Below are 15315 nucleotides of genomic sequence, written 5' to 3'. Positions count from 1 at the left end.
CTTATTGTGTGTTTTCGTTGCTTTTTTGTCGCGCCCCCGGGGGCGGCGGGGGGCGCGGGGGGGGGGGGGGGGGGCCCCCCCCCCCCGGGGGGGGGGCCCCCCCCGCCCCCCCCCCCCCCCCCCCCCCCGCCGCCCGGAACGACTGGAAGCAGATGGCGTGAAGCTCGACGTATTTCGCATCGGTGCAGGCCTTGCAGCTGTCACCTTGACGGCGCTCGCCTCGACCGCTTGCGGGGGCCCAGGTAAACCCGCCTACATCTATCCGGAGACCGTACATCATTCCGAATTGGTCGGTCGATGGGGTGGGGATCGGAAATGCGGATCCCCGCTTCCGGTAGTTCGGCTGCATGATGACTACACATTTTCCGCCAAGGATTATCCGATCGAGTGGGACGGCCCCGTGCCGGACGCAAAGGTGACGCGCATTTCGGCGGGCGGGAAATGGCATGCGGTCACAAAAGACTCCGGCCTGCCTCCCTATTTGGTTCTCAATTTCGAGAATCGGAATGACAGCAGGACTCTCACGTTCACTTTGGATCATGGCAAGCTGCGAATGGATGGGAGTGTCCAGGCGGGCGGCGGGGACCCCTATATCTATCCATGTCACTACATACGCACCTCTGCCGATCCCGACGTCGGCCGATAGCGGCTCTGTCGAACGTACGGCTGTCTGGGTGTGTCCCGCCAACGGCTCTTGGACCGGCCAGGGATGTCGAGCTTGGTTGCCTGTTCGTACAGCTCGCCCTTGCTCAGTTGCTCCCACTGGCTTTTCCCGCCCTGTGCCGCCTCCCCCTTACCCTTCTTCTTCCTGCCGGCCTTCCGATCGCCGGCAGGAAGCCGCTTCACCTTCCCCTGGTTGGCGGAGGGCCGCTTGCGGCCCTCGCGAGTCGGGAAGGCGCTCTGTCGGGCACCGCTGACGCCGCGGCGAGTACTGCGGCGAGTGGGGGGCAGCCTGCTGAGTCGGCTGACTCCTTGGGGCATCGCGGCATCCGTCTTCGCGTACGCATCCAAGCCCACGGCGACCGCGCCCGGGGGTTATCTGTCAAAGCCCGGGGCCAAGCCCGACTACGGCAAGGGCCTGTTCGTCACGCCGACGGAGGAGAACGAGTGGCAGCCGGGGGCCGATCTACCCCAGGACCAGTTCGAACCTGCCCCTGGATCAAATTAGCCTGGAGCCGCTGTGCGGTGATCGGCCCATGTCGTCGCGTACCGCGGCCGGGAGGCCTGATCGGCTGGGCGTCGTCCAACCCGGGGGACGACTTGCCCCGGTTCGCCCGGACGTTGGCGATCGCGTCGGCGGCTGCTGTATAAACGGGCCGCCAAAAGACCTCCCGCCCCTGCCGAAGGGTTCATTCGTGCTGTCCGGAATACGTCCCCGCCGCAGTGGACACCGTGTCCTCGGCGCCGCCCTGGTCGTGGCCGCCGTGGCGGTGACCGGATGTTCCCCGCTCGGTGGCGAGCCGAAGCCGGCGGGGAAGCAGCGCGCCTCGAAGACCGCGCAGGCCGGATCCGGGCCGACCGGTACGCCGCGTTCCGGGGCGAGTGCCGCGCCGGAGCCGAAAACCGCCGCGCAGTTCGTGGCCCGTGCCCGGCGGGCCATGAAGGACGAGCAGGGGTGGACGTTCGTCCTGCGCGGCAGTGAGTCCGCCGTCATGCGGGGACAGGCGCCGTCCGGCGCCACGTACACCGCGACGGTGCACCGCACCAACGCCCCCGAGGCGCTCCAGCAGACCGGCACGGTCACCACCAGCAAGGGGGAGCGCAAGCCCGAGGTGGTGTACGTCGTCGGCGGCACGGGTTACGTCAAGGACGGCGCGGGCGCCTGGAAGAAGGGGTCGCTGTCCGATCCCGGCATCGCCAATGACGTCGAGGATCCCCTGGCGGAGCTGGACGCGTTCGAGGCGTACGCCAAGAGCGCGAAGGTGAGCCGCACCGGGGCCGGCGACGGTGACGTGCGGCTCCAGGTAGACGCGTCCGGCTGGCAGTTGTCCGCTGCCCGCGGCCGTCCCGCGCTGAAGCGCGCGGTGCGGGAGGTGGAGCCCACCCTGACTCAGCTGCGGGGGGCCGGAGTGACGGCGAGCGACGGCCGGATCACCCTCAAGAGCTTCACCGAGACGTGGGACCTGGACGCGGCGCACGGGTACCGGCTCACGTCGCACCGTTACGCGTTCACCTTCCTCGTCCCGTTCCAGGGCCGGGACATCACGGTGAGCCAGGAGGTGCGGGCCGACAACCGCGGCCTGTTCACCGGACGCGTGGCCCTGCCGCCCGACGCCAGGTGACCGCGGCGGCCGACACCGCGTCAACTGTGCCCGCGCGGGGACGTGACCGGCATCTCACCCCGTGAGACGTGAAACGCGTTACTAACTCCGCCGCTGTGCCCCTCACGGGCGCTAGTGTCCGGCCGAGAGATAGGCCCCGGCGTGACCTTTCGCCTGCCCGGCGGCGTCCGGTGAAGCAGATGTCCCAGGACGCCGGGATCAAACCCGCGAGCGGACCAGGGGAAGGCAACGTCAGGGCCTGACGACAGCGCGTATCAGGGGAGTCGCACAGTGGCACGGAAGCTCGCCGTCATCGGGGCCGGCCTCATGGGGTCCGGTATCGCTCAGGTCGCCGCGCAGGCGGGCTGGGACGTCGTCCTGCGGGACGTCACCGACGAGGCCCTCAAGCGTGGCACCGACGGCATCAAGGCCTCGTACGACAAGTTCGTGAGCAAGGGCAGGCTGGAGGCGCACGACGCCGACACCGCGCTCGGACGCATCACCGCGACCACCGATCTGGACGCCGCCGCCGACGCCGACATCGTCGTCGAGGCCGTCTTCGAGAAGCTCGAGGTGAAGCACGAGATCTTCCGCGCGCTCGACAAGATCGTGCGGCCGGAGGCCGTGCTCGCCTCCAACACCTCCGCCATCCCGATCACCAAGATCGCGGCGGCCACCGAGCACCCCGAGCGGGTGGTGGGCGTGCACTTCTTCTCCCCGGTGCCGATGATGCAGCTCGTCGAGCTGGTCCGCGGTTACAAGACCAGCGACGAAACCCTCGCCACCGCACGGGAGTTCGCCGAGTCGGTCGGCAAGACCTGCATCGTCGTCAACCGGGACGTGGCCGGCTTCGTCACCACTCGCCTCATCTCGGCCCTGGTGGTCGAGGCGACGAAGCTGTACGAGTCCGGCGTCGCCACGGCCGAGGACATCGACCTCGCCTGCAAGCTGGGCTTCGGCCACGCCATGGGCCCGCTGGCCACCGCGGACCTGACCGGCGTGGACATCCTGCTGCACGCCACCGGCAACATCTACACCGAGTCGCAGGACGAGAAGTTCGCCCCGCCGGAGCTGATGCGCCGGATGGTGGACGCCGGTGACATCGGCCGCAAGAGCGGGCAGGGCTTCTACAAGTACTGACCCGTACAGATCCGTACAGATCCGGACTCGCGTCCCGGGAGCATCACTCCCGGGGGTGAATTCGGTATCGGTTCGCTTACAAGCAGCAACCGCGCTGCCACTCAGGCAGTCAGACGTTGCACAGCACAAGCACCGTCACGGAGTACGCCAGACCGCACTCAACGGGGAGCGCATATGTACATCAGGGGCGACCACGCCGAGCTGGTCGTCGGGGGCCGCCTCGACGTCCGCAGCGCGGCGGACGCCCGTACGGCCCTGCACTCGGCCGTCGACGGTGGAGTCGGCGACCTGGTGCTCGACCTGTCCGAACTGGACTCCTGGGACGCCACCGGACTCGGGGTGATCATGGGTGCCCACCGGCGGGCCGGCCGCTGCGGTCGCCGCTTGGTGCTGCGCGGTGTCCCGCCGCAGATGCAGCGGCTGCTGGTCGCCACCCGGCTGCACCGCATCCTCGCCATCGAGGGCGGCATCGGGGTCGAGTCCCTGCCCCGGGTGTAACGCACCCGATCGGGGGTGAACGAGGCGACGGGGGAGACCCGGGCGCAGCCCCCTTACCGCACCTCAAGGGCAATCCTCACCGGACCGTGACGTCTCGGGCCGCGCGGCACCCCGCCCTGTCGTGGATACTGTGCGAAGGTTTAGGGTTCGGTCGCCCGCTGCCTGAAGCAACCCTCGAGCGGGCCCGGACCAGAAGCGACAGCGCGGTGTGCAGCAGGCCGGGAGGGGCCGGTACTTGAGGGCACACGACGCTTTTGGGGGGCTTGAACCCATGGACCCGAACACTCCGGGACCCGAGGAGCACGGTCAGGCTCTCAGCCGCCGCCCGCCCCGGGAATCCCTCACCTCCGACTTCGGCCAGAGCACGCCGGCGATCGCCCGCACGGCGCAGATCGTCTCCGGCGACTTCCTGCTCACCGTCAACCCGGTGGACGGCAGCGAGATAGAACCCTGCCCGCCGCACCTGAGGCCCGAACGGCCCCACAAGCGCACGCCCGCCGAACGCGCCGAGACCGAACGTGCCGCCCGGCCGCCCGTGCCGCCCGGCCCGGCGCTGCCCACGCCCTCCCTGCTGGAGCGTCAGGACGAACGCGAACGCCTGGTCCGGCTGCTCGCCCGTGGCCGCTCGGTGCGGCTCACCGGCCCCGGCGGCTCCGGCCGCACGGCCCTGCTCGACCTCGTCGCCGAGGACTGCGTGGACCTCGCGCCCGACGGCGTGGTCCGACTCACCGGCTTCCACCGCACCGCCGCCGACCTCCTCCACGACCTGTTCCACGCCGTCCACGAGGCCCCGGCGCACCGCCCCGAGCAGGACGAACTGGTCACCCTCGTCCGGGAGATCGGCGCGGTCGTCGTCGTGGACGACCTGGAGTTCGGCGGCACCGCCCTGGACGAACTGCTCGACGCCACCCCCGAGTGCGCCTTCCTGTTCGCCGCCACCCCGGACGTGCGGCCCACCGCCGGCTCCGAGGTCGAGGAGGTCTTCCTCGGCGGCCTGGACCGCGCGGCCGGCGTGGAGATCCTGGAGCGGGCCGTCGGCCGTGTCCTCACCGAGGAGGAGGCCAACTGGGCCGGCGACCTCTGGTTCGAGTCCGAGGGCCTGCCGCTGCGCTTCGTGCAGGCCGGAGCCCTGCTCCGGCAGCGCGACCAGCTTCGCGCCAGCACCGGGGCGGTGGACGAGTACGGCGTCTTCGAGGACCTACGGCCCCCGGTCGAGGAGGAGTTCGACGCCGCCGAGGGCGAACAGGTGGCCCTGCCGTCCCTCGGCGAGGCCGCCGCGCCCGCCCCGCTGCTCGCCTCCCGGCTGAGCGCCTCCGCCCGTGCCACCCTCCGCCTCGCGGTGGCGCTCGGCGGTGAGGTGCCGCACCAGGCGCATCTGCCCGCCCTGGTCGGCGACACCCACGCCGACGCCGCGCTGGGTGAACTCGCGAGCTGCGGACTGGTCTCCGCGGTCGGCTCCCGCTACCGGCTCGCGGCCGGTGTGCAGGCCCAGCTCGAGGCCGCCGGATACGACGCCGACGCCCTGGCCGAAGCCCGCACGGCCGCCGAGCACTACGCCTGGTGGGCCGGTCACCCCTCGGTCACCCCCGAGCGGGTGTGCGCCGAGGCCGACGCGGTCCTCGCCGCGCTCGCCGTGGTGGTGCCGGCCACGGAGCCCGCCGCCGAGGGCGAGGAGAGCGTCGCGGTACGGCTCGCCCGCACCGCCGCGCCCGCCTTCGCCGCCGGGCTGCACTGGAGCGCCTGGGAACGCTCGCTGCGCTCCGGCACCGAGGCCTCCCGGCTCTCCGGTGATGTCGCCGAACAGGTCTACTTCCACCACGAGTTGGGGGTCCTCGCGCTCTGCGGGGGGCAGCTCGACCGGGCCCGTGCCGAGCTGGAGGCCTCGGGCGGACTGCGCGGGGCGCTGGCCGACAAGCGGGGCGCCGTCGCCGGGCGGCGTGCGCTGGCGCTGGTCGCCGACCTCGCCGGTGAGGCGCCCGGGCCGGCGGCGATGGCCGGCGAGGAGGTGCCCGACGCTCGCCACGAGGAGTCCGCTTCACCGCCCGGTGGAGTGCCGGCCGTCGGTACGGCGCCGTTCGGCCCGGCCGGCGAACCCCTGATCACCCGTAAGTCCCCGGCCGCCGCGACCGGGGGCGGCATCCGCCGGCTGGCCCGTCGCAACCTGGTGGCGGCCGGTTCCGGGGCGCTGCTCGTCGCCGTGCTCGGCACGGTCGTCACGCTGGGCATGACCTCCGAGCAGAACGCCGACCGGAACCCGGCCGGCACGGTCGACGTCAACCCGTCGGTGAGCCAGGACATCGACGACGGCAGCCTGGGCGCCGACCCGAAGAAGGACGACGACGGCGACGCCGGCCCCGGCACGGTCTCCAGCAGCCCGACCAACCCCGGTCCCGACGGCACCTACGGCACCTCGGACGACCCGGCCCCGCCGGCGGAGAGCTCCGGCCCGTCGTCCCGTCCGAGCGCCACGAAGGGTCCGGGCGGCGGGGGTACGACGCCGACGCCGACCAGGAGCACGCCCAGGCCGGGCTCGCCGACGCCCACGCCGACCAGGTCCACCCCGTCGAGCAGCCCTCCGCCCAGTTCCAGTTCGCCGGGGTCCCCGTCCCCGTCCGCCAGCCCGTCCTCGTCCCCGGGGACGTCCACTTCGGCGAGCGGCCCGGCGTCCGGTGCCCCGGCGGCGTCGAGCGGCGCGGCGAGCGCACCGGTGGCCGGCGGCCCGGGCTCCGTGGCGTGACCCTTCCCGCCCGACGCGCGAGGGCCGGTTCCCCCTGGGAACCGGCCCTCGGCCGTGTCGGCGCCGCCGCGGCTCAGAACAGCCGCAGCTTGTCGTCCTCGATGCCGCGCATGGCGTTGTAGTCCAGGATCTGGCAGTTGATGCCGCGGTCCGTGGCGAGGACCCGGGCCTGCGGCTTGATCTCCTGGGCGGCGAAGACACCGCGGACCGGGGCCAGATGCGGGTCGCGGTTCAGCAGTTCGAGGTAGCGGGTGAGCTGTTCGACGCCGTCGATCTCGCCGCGCCGCTTGATCTCGACGGCGACCGTCCCGCCGTCCGCGTCCCGGCAGAGGATGTCCACCGGGCCGATCGCGGTCATGTACTCACGGCGGATGAGGGTGTAGCCCTCGCCGAGCGTCTCGATGCGGTCCGCGAGCAGTTCCTGCAGGTGCGCCTCCACGCCGTCCTTGATCAGGCCGGGGTCCACACCGAGCTCGTGCGAGGAGTCGTGGAGGATCTCCTCCATCGTGATGATCAGTTTCTCGTCCGCTTTGTTGATCACCGTCCACACGCCGTCGTCGTCACCCGCGCCCTCCTTGAGCGTGCAGGGCGGCGACATCCAGTTGAGGGGCTTGTACGCCCGGTCGTCCGCGTGGATGGAGACGCTGCCGTCCGCCTTGACCAGGATCAGGCGGGGCGCCGAGGGCAGGTGGGCGGTGAGCCGGCCGGCGTAGTCGACCGAGCATCGGGCAATGACGAGACGCATGGTCGGCAACGCTACTCGACACCCGGTGGTGCACGCGATTCGCCCTCCTTCCGCCGACCCCACCGACACCGTGGCCCCGGGGAGTCACCCCTTTTATCCCTGGAAACTCCTGTTCAACTCTGGCCGATTGTGTGCCCAAAGGGACCGTTCCATATACGCAATCTGCTGGTGTGGTCACCGACCGTTGCCTACCGTAGAGAACGGGAGGTCGCGGTCCGTGTACCCAGCGTGTTCGGTATCGCGAACTCCCCTGTCTGTCCGGCAACCCCTGCTCGGCGGGGGTGCGAGAGGAGAACCCATGTCGCTCGACGTCTCACCGGCCCTACTCGAACAGGCCGAGCGAGGCGAGGTCGACGAAGCAGCATTCGTCGACTGCGTCCGGACCTCCCTGCCCTATGCGTGGGAGATGATCAGCTCCCTGGTGGCCCAGCTGAAGGTGGACGGCGGACCCTTCGCCGACAACCAGACGCCCCCGCCGGACGAGCAGGCACGCGGTCAGCTGCTGCGTGCGCTCGCGAGTGACGCCATACGCGGTGCGCTGCAGCGGCACTTCGGTGTACGGCTGGCCTTCCAGAACTGCCATCGAGTGGCGGTGTTCCCGCTGGACGACTCGGTGGACGAGACGCTGGCCCGCTTCACCTCTGTGCGCAACCAGTTGCTGAACCAGTCGCCGGAGCTCCGGGACTGCTGACGCACGGACACCCGGCTGCTGACACAGTGAGCCGCTCGCTTGCCGCTCCATCCGGGGGAGGTGCATACGTACTGGGGCGGCAAGCACCCCGGGGCACCGGCGATCCGGCGGCCCGTCAGCGAAGCTGGGGCAGCACCTCGGTGCCCAGCCGCCGCACGTTCTCCTCCGTCGCCGCGAGGTCGCCCGAACCTTCGACGAGCAGGGCGAATCGGGAGATCCCGGTGCGCTCCGAGGTGGCCGCGAGCCGGTCGGCGGCCAGCCGCGGGGTGCCCACCGGGTGCAGGCCGCAGAGCAGTTCGGTGTAGGCGAGCGGGTCGCGCATCGCGCGCGCCCGGCCGTCCACCGTCACATGGGCCTCGAGGCCCTGTTTCAGCCAGCCCGGCATCGCCTTCAGCAGGGTCTCCACCGCGTCGGTGCGCCGGTCCGCGAGCTGGCACACGCCCGCCGACACGTGGGCCGCGCCCGCGATCTCCTCGGCCGGCCGGCCCGCGGCCCGCGCGGACCGCCGCCACAGGGCGACCATCTCGGCCTTTTCCTCGTCACCGACGTGCATCCCGAGCAGCATCGGCAGTCCGCGCTCGGCCGCCAGCCGCACCGTGGCCGGTGAGGTGCAGGCGACGACGACCTCCGGGCCGGGGGTCTCCGTCAGCGCCTCCGAGGGGCGGGGCACGACGGGCACCTCCCGGAAAAAGAAGCGTTCACCCGAAGCCGCGACGGACGGTTCGCGCAGCCAGCGCACCAGCAGATCGAGTGATTCCGGGAACCCTCGCTCGTACGCCTCCAGGCTCGCGCCGAACACCTCCAGGTCCACCCACGGCCCGCCGCGCCCCACGCCCAGCGTGAACCGTCCGCCGCTCGTCAGGTGCAGCAGGGCGGCCTGTTCGCCGAGGGCGACCGGGTGCGCGGTGGGCAGCACGCTGACCGCGGTGCCGACCTGGATGCGCTCGGTGCGGCCGAGCAGCATGGCGGCCAGGGTGACCGCGGACGGACATGTGCCGTACGGCACGAAGTGGTGCTCGGCCAGCCACACTGTGTCGAGTCCGGCCTGCTCGGCGACCTCCGCCGAGCGGACCGCACGGTGCAGTGCCTCCCCGGGGCCCTGACCCGGGAACTGGGCCGCCAGCACAAAGCTTCCTACGCGCATCGCTCTTCCTGCTTCCTTGGCTCCGACCGGAGCTCCCCCACCGGGCATAACCGTCCGACACGTGCCGAGGACACGGCCTGGCGGGGAGATTTGCGGATTGTCTGCAGAATGCGCCCCCTGGCAGGGGCACTTGTGCGGTTCGGAGCGCTACGCGTACCCCTACCGGCGCCGCGTACGCTGGATGCGGCCCGTGCTTCCTGTATAGCTCCGAGAGGTGTCCCGTGTCCCCGCGTCGCAACCGACCGAAGGCAGCCGGATTGTCCGGCCGGAGCGTCGAGGACGACCAGACCGGCCGGTACGGCGGCTGGCAGTCCTCGGAGAGCTGGCGGGGCGAGGAGTGGAGCGTGCGCCATGTCGCGGGGGCGAGCGCCGACGGCAAGACCTACCGCTGCCCGGGCTGTGACCAGCTCATCCCCTCCGCCGTCCCGCACGTGGTGGCCTGGCCCGAGCACGCGGGCGTGGACGACCGCCGCCACTGGCACAAGGCGTGCTGGAACGCGAAGGACCGCCGCACCACGAGGGTGCAGCGGTCCCGTAACGCGCCGAGGTTCTGACCCCCGGACTCAGACGTCCCGGCTGTGCAGCAGCGCGTAGGCGCCCGCGTAGGCCGCGGCGGTCACGCCCAGCATGATCCACAGCGGGTCCCAGCCGGACGGGCCGGAGTGGCTCAGGGTGTTGTCGTAGAACACGCCCATCTGGCTCGGGATCGAGTACTCCAGCAGCGCCGTCTGCACCTTCTCCAGCGACGACGCGTTCATGAACAGCGCGATCACCAGCGGGGCGAGCACCGTGCCGATCATGATGGTGATGGCGCCCGCCGAGTGCCGGATCATCGAGCCGACGAGCAGCGACAGCAGCCCGAGCAGCGCGATGTAGAGGCTGATGCCGAGCGTGGCCTTCAGCCATTCCCCGGTGGACGGGCTCTTCGCGCCCTGGCCGTCCAGCATGGACGCCTGGAGCATCGCCACGAAGGACACCACCGCCAGCGTCACCACGAAGGCGAGCACGAAGAACACGATCGACTTGGCGGCCAGCACCCGGCCCCGGCTCGGGCACGCGGTCATCGTCGTACGGATCATGCCCGTGCCGTACTCGGACGCCGTGGTCAGCACGCCGAGCGTGATGACGCACATCATGCCGATCAGCAGGCCGAAGAAGCCGAGGGTCAGCGGGCTCTGGCCGCTCAGGTCGCCGGAGCCCCGGACCGCCACACCGGCCAGCAGGCCGATGCCGACCACGAGCAGGACGAACACGCCGAGCGTCCACATCGTCGAGCGCACCGACTTGATCTTGGTCCACTCGGAGGCCAGCGCGTGCCCGAGGTGGGTGCGCACGACGGGGATCGGCGAGCTGTAGCCGGGGTGGTTCCCGCCGGGCGCCGCCTGCCATTCGGGCGCGGCGGCAGGGGCCTGCGGCATCGGGGGCTGGTGGGTGCTCATCGGGCGTCCTCGGGCTGGGTCGGGTCGGCGGCCGGGGCCGCGGGTGCGGACTGGGACGGTGCGGCGGCCGGGGCCGGGGGAGCGGCCACCGGAGGCTGCGCCTGCGGGACCGGCGAGGCCTGCGGCGCCTGCGCGGCGGGGGCGGCGTACGGGTTGGGGGCGCCCGCGCCGGGTGCCCCGTACGCGCCCGCGGGCGCACCGCCGTACGGCCCCGAGGGCGCCGGCATCGCGAACGGGTGGCCGCCCTGCTGGGGCGGCGGCGGGGCGTACCAGCCGGGCTGGCCCTGCCCGGGAACCGGCATGGGCGGCTGGGCGCCGGGCGGCAGCGGCTGCTGCAGCCCCGCCTTCTGGTCGATGGTGGAGCGGTAGTCGACGGCGCCCTGCGTCATCCGCATGTACGCCTCCTCCAGCGAGGCCTGGTGCGGCGACAGCTCCCACAGCCGTACGTCCGCCTCGTGCGCGAGGTCGCTGATACGGGGCAGCGGCAGCCCGGTCACGCGCAGCGCGCCGTCCTGCTCCGGCAGCACATGGCCGCCCGCCTCGGTGAGCGCGGAGGACAGCTTCTCGCGAAGCTGCGGCTCGGTGTCGGGGGTGCGGACCCGCGCGAAGTCGGCGGAGTTGGCGGAGATGAACTCCGTCACGCTCATGTCCGCGAGGAGCTGGCCGCGTCCGATGACGATGAGGTGGTCGGCGGTCAGCGCCATCTCGCTCATCAGGTGCGAGGAGACGAAGACGGTACGGCCCTCGGCGGCCAGCGCCTTCATCAGGTTGCGCACCCAGAGGATGCCCTCGGGGTCGAGGCCGTTGACCGGCTCGTCGAAGAGCAGCACCTGGGGGTCGCCGAGCAGCGCGGCGGCGATGCCGAGCCGCTGGCCCATGCCCAGTGAGAAGCCCTTGGACCGCTTCTTCGCCACTTCCTGCAGGCCGACGACCCCGAGCACCTCGTCCACCCGGCGGGCCGGGATGCCGGAGAGCTGGGCGAGGCTGAGCAGATGGCTGCGGGCGGACCGGCCGCCGTGCACCGCCTTGGCGTCGAGCAGGGCGCCGACCTGGCGGGGGGCGTTGGGCAGCCTGCGGTAGGGGTAGCCGCCGATGGTCACCGCGCCGGACGTCGGATTGTCCAGCCCGAGGATCATCCGCATGGTGGTCGACTTGCCCGAGCCGTTGGGCCCGAGGAAGCCGGTCACCGCTCCCGGTCGCACCTGGAAGGAAAGGTTGTACACGGCGGTCTTGTCGCCGTAGCGCTTGGTCAGGCCGACAGCCTCGATCATGCTCCGCACCCATCGAAAGGTTCAGGACAGCGGGGCACACGCCCCCGTAAGGGTTAGGAGGATATCCGGGCGCTGACGGTTCCGACCAAGGAAAAGTAAAGCCGGAGCATCACCGAACATGACCGAAACGGCTCACTGGGCGTCGCGCCGCTTCAGCAGGACGTACCCGCCCGCCAGCGCCGCGACCACCCACAGCGCCATGATCCCGAGCCCGCCCCAGGGGCCGTAGGGAGTGTCGTCGCCGATCCTCGGCACCACCTGCATGATCCGGCTGCCGGCCTGGTCGGGCAGGAAGCGGCCGACCTTCTTGGTGGCGTCGACGTTGCCGAGGATGTTGGAGACCAGGAAGAAGAACGGCATCAGGATGCCGAGCGAGAGCAGCGGCGAGCGCAGCATCGTGGCGACGCCCATGGAGAACATCGCGATCAGCGTCATGTAGAGACCGCCGCCGATCACCGCGCGCAGCACACCGGGGTCGCCGAGGTGGGTGCGCAGGGAACCGAGCATCGCCTGCCCGAGGAAGAACGCGGCGAAGCTGGTGGCCATGCCGACCACCAGCGCGAGCGCGGTGGCCACGGCGATCTTGCCGAACAGGAAGGTGCCCCGCTGCGGCACGGCGGCCAGCGACACCCGGATCATGCCGGTGCTGTACTCGTTGGAGACGACGAGCACCCCGAACACGATCATGGCGAGCTGGCCGAGGGTCATGCCCGCGAAGCTGACCACGGTGGCGTCGAAGGAGAGCCGCTCGCGCACCGGCATGTTGTCGAACTGGCTGCGCGTCAGCGCGGAGATGAGCATCCCCAGGGCGAGCGTGACCAGCACGGCCAGGGAGAGTGTCCACACCGTGGACGAGACGGACCGGATCTTGGTCCACTCGGACCGGATCACCTCTGCGGCGGCCATGCTCAGGCTCCCTTCCAGCCGGCGCCCCAGTCCTGGGGGACCCGGGCGGTGGGTTCGGCGTGCGCGTGATACTCCACCGACTCGGCCGTCAGCCGCATGAAGGCCTCCTCCAGCGAGGCCTGCTGCGGGCTCAGCTCGTGCAGCACGATCCCGTTCCGGGCGGCCAGCTCCCCGATCCGCTCGGCCTTCCCGCCCTCCACCTCCAGCGCGCCGCCGCCCGTCTCAACGACGGTGATCCCGCCCTCGTGCAGCACGTCGAGGAACCGCTCGCGCTGTGGCGTGCGGATGCGCACGTAGGCCCGGGAGTGCTGCCGGATGAAGTCGGCCATGGAGGTGTCGGCGAGCAGCCGCCCCTGCCCGATGACCACCAGATGCTCGGCTGTCAGCGCCATCTCGCTCATCAGATGGCTGGAGACGAACACCGTCCGCCCCTGGGTGGCCATGGACTTCATCAGGTTCCGGATCCAGTGGATGCCCTCCGGATCGAGCCCGTTGACCGGCTCGTCGAACATCAGGATCCGCGGATCGCCGAGCAGCGCGCCCGCGATGCCGAGCCGCTGGCCCATGCCGTACGAGAACCCCTTGGCCTTCTTCCGCGCCACGGCGGTGAGTCCGACGGCGTCGAGCACCTCGGCCACCCGGCGCGCGGGGATGCCGTTGCTCTGCGCCAGACAGAGCAGGTGGTTGTAGGCGCTGCGGCCGCCGTGCACCGCCTTGGCGTCGAGCAGCGCCCCGATCGAGGTGAGCGGGTCCTTGAGCTGTTCGTAGTGCCGGCCGTCGATGCGCACGTCACCGGCGGTGGGCCGGTCGAGTCCGAGGATCATCCGCATGGTCGTGGACTTCCCGGCGCCGTTGGGCCCCAGAAAACCCGTCACGATGCCCGGGCGCACGGCGAAGGTGAGGTGGTCCACCGCCACCTTCTCGCCGTACCGCTTGGTCAGCCCCTCGAGCTCGATCATGCGGCCACGCTAGGACGGGGGCCGGGGCCCTGCCACTCGGGCGGTCGCTACGGCCGGACGCGCGGTCAGCGGGACGGCCGCCGGATCCGGATGGGCCCGCGGGCCTCCCCGGGATCGACGGGAGCTCCGTGCTGGGTGATCTCCACCTGTCCCCGGGCCGCGAGCCGGGCCGCGGCCCGGCGGACGGGTTCCATCAGCTCCCGCCAGCCGTCGTCGTCGCACCGGTGGACCGCACGGGCCACGTCCGACGGACAGACCGAGGCACCCGGCGCTCTGCGGTCCAGGAGATCGAGGACGGCGTCCTCCAGGGACCGGTCGGTGTCGGACATACGGCGGACCTCTTCCCTCTTCCCGGGCCGGAAGGCCGGCACCCGGTTCCGGTCCGCCCCGGCCCCCTGCTCTTCCGTCAGGCTACGCGCACACGGAAGGGGCGGCGGGACAAGGCCCACCGCCCCTCACCGGGTCGCTCGACTAGCGGGTCTGCTGCGCCGGGACACCCCGGGAGATCGACTCGTCCTCGGCCGGCGAACCGGCGGCGGCCACCGCGGCACCGGTCAGCGTGGCGAGCATCTCGCGGACGTTCGTCAGCTGGGCGTTGATGGAGTCGCGGCGGTTGGTGAGGGCCGCGAGCTCGCGCTCGGATTCCGAACGGATCCGGTCGGCCTTGGCGTTGGCGTCGGCCACGATGTCCTCGGCCTGGCGCTGGGCCGTCTCCACCGTCTGACGGGCGCGTCGCTCGGCGTCGGTGCGCAGCTTCTCCGCCTCCAGGCGCAGCTGCTCGGCGCGGTGCTCGATCTCCGCGAGGCGCTTCTCGGCCTTCTGCTGACGCGAGGCCAGGTCGCGCTCGGACTGCTCGCGGCGCTTGGCGAGGTTCGTCTCGAAGTCGGCGGCGGCCTGCGCGGCCTTGGCGCGGGTCTCCTCGAAGAGGGCGTCCGCCTCCTCGCGCTTGGACTGCGCGTCCTTCTGCGCGTCGGTCCGCAGCTGAGAGGCCTCGCCCTTGGCCTTCTCGACGATCCGGACGCCCTCGTCCTCGGCCTTGGCCTTGCGCTCGGAGGCGAAGGACTCGGCGTCGTTGCGGACCTGCTGGGCCGCCGACTCGGCCAGCTCGCGGTGCTGCTCGGCCGCGCGCCGGGCCTCATCGCGCAGATCCTTGGCCTCTTCCTCGGCCAGGCGCAGAATCTTCTCGACCCGCGCCCCGAGACCCGCGTACGACGGCTCGGCATCGGTGACCTGGGCCTGCGCGTTCTGCGTCTCGAGGTGCAGCTCCTCGATGCGCTTCTCCAGCGCGGTGATGCGGGACAGGGCGCTGTCACGGTCGGAGACGAGCTTGGCGATGCGTTCGTCCACCTGAGCGCGGTCGTACCCACGCCGCACAAGCTCGAAGCCGTAGGGGGAAGTGTCGCTCATGGGGTTCCTGTCGAATGAGACCGGTGAGGTGATAGGTGGAATCCTAGGCGCCGAAGCGGTGTGTCATCGAGCGGATACGTGTTTGATCTGGAGAATGACACCTCTTTCGGGTGGCTG

15 protein-coding genes are annotated in these 15315 nt (G+C 71.4%); 7 read left to right on the top strand and 8 right to left on the bottom strand.

Annotated features, from left to right (window positions below; genetic code table 11):
- The first annotated feature begins 157 nt into the window (after positions 1-157).
- From ACFVVO_RS28675 to ACFVVO_RS28655, 5 genes are all read left to right on the top strand, one after another.
- Positions 158-646, top strand: coding sequence for a hypothetical protein (locus ACFVVO_RS28675; protein ID WP_390058668.1), 489 nt, complete (start codon positions 158-160; stop codon positions 644-646).
- Between the two features lie 709 nt (positions 647-1355).
- Positions 1356-2282, top strand: a complete 927-nt coding sequence (locus tag ACFVVO_RS28670; protein ID WP_390058666.1) for a hypothetical protein — start codon at positions 1356-1358, stop codon at positions 2280-2282.
- A gap of 270 nt (positions 2283-2552) precedes the next feature.
- Positions 2553-3401, top strand: a complete 849-nt coding sequence (locus tag ACFVVO_RS28665; protein WP_390058664.1) for a 3-hydroxyacyl-CoA dehydrogenase family protein — start codon at positions 2553-2555, stop codon at positions 3399-3401.
- A 174-nt stretch (positions 3402-3575) separates the two neighbouring features.
- A complete protein-coding gene (locus ACFVVO_RS28660; protein WP_390058662.1) occupies positions 3576-3899 on the top strand; it encodes an STAS domain-containing protein in 324 nt (107 codons plus the stop codon).
- A 271-nt stretch (positions 3900-4170) separates the two neighbouring features.
- Positions 4171-6636 (top strand): ATP-binding protein, encoded by a 2466-nt coding sequence (locus ACFVVO_RS28655; protein ID WP_390058660.1) that lies wholly within the window; start codon positions 4171-4173, stop codon positions 6634-6636.
- A gap of 73 nt (positions 6637-6709) precedes the next feature.
- Here the strand turns inward: ACFVVO_RS28655 and nucS are convergent, their stop codons facing one another.
- Positions 6710-7381, bottom strand: a complete 672-nt coding sequence (gene nucS, locus ACFVVO_RS28650) for an endonuclease NucS (protein ID WP_390058658.1) — start codon at positions 7379-7381, stop codon at positions 6710-6712.
- A gap of 298 nt (positions 7382-7679) precedes the next feature.
- Here nucS and ACFVVO_RS28645 point away from each other — a divergent pair, with 298 nt between their 5' ends.
- The gene (locus ACFVVO_RS28645; protein ID WP_383020252.1) at positions 7680-8072 is read left to right on the top strand and encodes an SCO5389 family protein; all 393 of its coding nucleotides are present in this window, start codon (positions 7680-7682) and stop codon (positions 8070-8072) included.
- A 115-nt stretch (positions 8073-8187) separates the two neighbouring features.
- Here the strand turns inward: ACFVVO_RS28645 and ACFVVO_RS28640 are convergent, their stop codons facing one another.
- Positions 8188-9216 carry an LLM class flavin-dependent oxidoreductase gene (locus tag ACFVVO_RS28640; protein WP_390058656.1) on the bottom strand — a complete coding sequence of 343 codons (1029 nt, stop codon included), beginning with the start codon at positions 9214-9216 and terminating at the stop codon, positions 8188-8190.
- A 221-nt stretch (positions 9217-9437) separates the two neighbouring features.
- Between ACFVVO_RS28640 and ACFVVO_RS28635 the strand changes: the two genes are divergently transcribed.
- Positions 9438-9770, top strand: coding sequence for an ATP/GTP-binding protein (locus ACFVVO_RS28635; RefSeq protein WP_390058655.1), 333 nt, complete (start codon positions 9438-9440; stop codon positions 9768-9770).
- A 9-nt stretch (positions 9771-9779) separates the two neighbouring features.
- Here the strand turns inward: ACFVVO_RS28635 and ACFVVO_RS28630 are convergent, their stop codons facing one another.
- The 6 genes from ACFVVO_RS28630 to ACFVVO_RS28605 all read right to left on the bottom strand — a co-directional run bounded on the left by ACFVVO_RS28630 (position 9780) and on the right by ACFVVO_RS28605 (position 15198).
- The gene (locus tag ACFVVO_RS28630; RefSeq protein WP_390058653.1) at positions 9780-10655 is read right to left on the bottom strand and encodes an ABC transporter permease; all 876 of its coding nucleotides are present in this window, start codon (positions 10653-10655) and stop codon (positions 9780-9782) included.
- The gene (locus tag ACFVVO_RS28625) at positions 10652-11926 is read right to left on the bottom strand and encodes an ABC transporter ATP-binding protein (RefSeq protein WP_390058652.1); all 1275 of its coding nucleotides are present in this window, start codon (positions 11924-11926) and stop codon (positions 10652-10654) included. The genes ACFVVO_RS28630 and ACFVVO_RS28625 overlap by 4 nt, the downstream gene beginning before the upstream one ends.
- A gap of 132 nt (positions 11927-12058) precedes the next feature.
- On the bottom strand, positions 12059-12832 hold the full coding sequence (locus ACFVVO_RS28620) for an ABC transporter permease subunit (RefSeq protein WP_390058650.1): 774 nt from the start codon (positions 12830-12832) through the stop codon (positions 12059-12061).
- Positions 12833-12834: 2 nt separating this feature from the next.
- Positions 12835-13791: an ABC transporter ATP-binding protein gene (locus tag ACFVVO_RS28615; protein ID WP_390058649.1), complete on the bottom strand. Its 957-nt coding sequence runs from the start codon at positions 13789-13791 to the stop codon at positions 12835-12837.
- Between the two features lie 65 nt (positions 13792-13856).
- On the bottom strand, positions 13857-14120 hold the full coding sequence (locus tag ACFVVO_RS28610) for a DUF3253 domain-containing protein (protein ID WP_390058648.1): 264 nt from the start codon (positions 14118-14120) through the stop codon (positions 13857-13859).
- A gap of 142 nt (positions 14121-14262) precedes the next feature.
- The gene (locus ACFVVO_RS28605; protein WP_390058647.1) at positions 14263-15198 is read right to left on the bottom strand and encodes a cellulose-binding protein; all 936 of its coding nucleotides are present in this window, start codon (positions 15196-15198) and stop codon (positions 14263-14265) included.
- Between the last annotated feature and the right edge of the window lie 117 nt (positions 15199-15315).

Source organism: Streptomyces sp. NPDC058145 (assembly GCF_042884245.1).
GTDB lineage: Bacteria > Actinomycetota > Actinomycetes > Streptomycetales > Streptomycetaceae > Streptomyces.
The sequence above is the reverse complement of the archived record's forward strand: the minus strand, read 5'-3'. Positions and strand labels throughout refer to the sequence as shown.

Excerpts from the sequence above, each read along its gene's own strand:
- ACFVVO_RS28610 (WP_390058648.1), bottom strand. The coding sequence starts at position 14,120 with ATGTCCGACACCGACCGGTCCCTGGAGGACGCCGTCCTCGATCTCCTG.
- ACFVVO_RS28655 (WP_390058660.1), top strand. The coding sequence starts at position 4,171 with ATGGACCCGAACACTCCGGGACCCGAGGAGCACGGTCAGGCTCTCAGC.
- ACFVVO_RS28630 (WP_390058653.1), bottom strand. The coding sequence starts at position 10,655 with ATGAGCACCCACCAGCCCCCGATGCCGCAGGCCCCTGCCGCCGCGCCC.
- ACFVVO_RS28640 (WP_390058656.1), bottom strand. The coding sequence starts at position 9,216 with ATGCGCGTAGGAAGCTTTGTGCTGGCGGCCCAGTTCCCGGGTCAGGGC.
- ACFVVO_RS28605 (WP_390058647.1), bottom strand. The coding sequence starts at position 15,198 with ATGAGCGACACTTCCCCCTACGGCTTCGAGCTTGTGCGGCGTGGGTAC.
- ACFVVO_RS28660 (WP_390058662.1), top strand. The coding sequence starts at position 3,576 with ATGTACATCAGGGGCGACCACGCCGAGCTGGTCGTCGGGGGCCGCCTC.
- ACFVVO_RS28620 (WP_390058650.1), bottom strand. The coding sequence starts at position 12,832 with ATGGCCGCCGCAGAGGTGATCCGGTCCGAGTGGACCAAGATCCGGTCC.
- ACFVVO_RS28615 (WP_390058649.1), bottom strand. The coding sequence starts at position 13,791 with ATGATCGAGCTCGAGGGGCTGACCAAGCGGTACGGCGAGAAGGTGGCG.
- ACFVVO_RS28645 (WP_383020252.1), top strand. The coding sequence starts at position 7,680 with ATGTCGCTCGACGTCTCACCGGCCCTACTCGAACAGGCCGAGCGAGGC.
- ACFVVO_RS28625 (WP_390058652.1), bottom strand. The coding sequence starts at position 11,926 with ATGATCGAGGCTGTCGGCCTGACCAAGCGCTACGGCGACAAGACCGCC.
- nucS (WP_390058658.1), bottom strand. The coding sequence starts at position 7,381 with ATGCGTCTCGTCATTGCCCGATGCTCGGTCGACTACGCCGGCCGGCTC.